The 456-nt window shown below is 71.3% G+C and carries 1 pseudogene; it reads left to right on the top strand.

The annotated features are described in order from the left end of the window. Positions 1 to 435, top strand: a pseudogene (locus BIU91_RS15025) (signal recognition particle protein); the annotation flags it as partial. Positions 436 to 456 lie beyond the last annotated feature (21 nt).

The raw sequence follows: 456 nt of genomic DNA, 5'->3' as shown, positions 1-456 counted from the left end.
CGCGAGATCGTCCGCACCGAGGCGATCATCCAGTCGATGACGCCCCAGGAGCGCGAGCTCCCGAAGCTCCTGAACGGTTCGCGCCGTCTGCGCATCGCGCGCGGTGCCGGATCGACGGTCACCGAGGTCAACGCGCTGGTCAACCGCTTCGAGCAGGCCGCCAAGATGATGAAGACCGTCGCCCGCGGTGGCGTGCCGCAGATGCCGGGCATGGGTCCGATCCCGGGCATGCACGGCGGCAAGAAGCAGCAGCAGGGCGGCAAGAAGAAGTCGAAGGTGGGCAACCCCGCCAAGCGCGCAGCCCTCGCGGCCGGCGCGGCGGCTGCGCCGCAGCAGGCCCCGCAGGGGTCCGGCCTCGGCCTCGGCGGCGCCAAGGGTGGCAAGGCACCGACCGAGGAAGAGCTCGCGTCGCTGCAGAAGTTCCTGGGTCGCTAGTCGCGACCACCTGACGGACGG

The sequence above is a fragment of the Curtobacterium sp. MMLR14_002 genome (genome assembly GCF_001864975.1).
Classification (GTDB): Bacteria; Actinomycetota; Actinomycetes; order Actinomycetales; family Microbacteriaceae; genus Curtobacterium; species Curtobacterium flaccumfaciens.
Note: the sequence above shows the minus strand (reverse complement) of the source record. Positions and strands in the feature narration are given on the sequence as shown.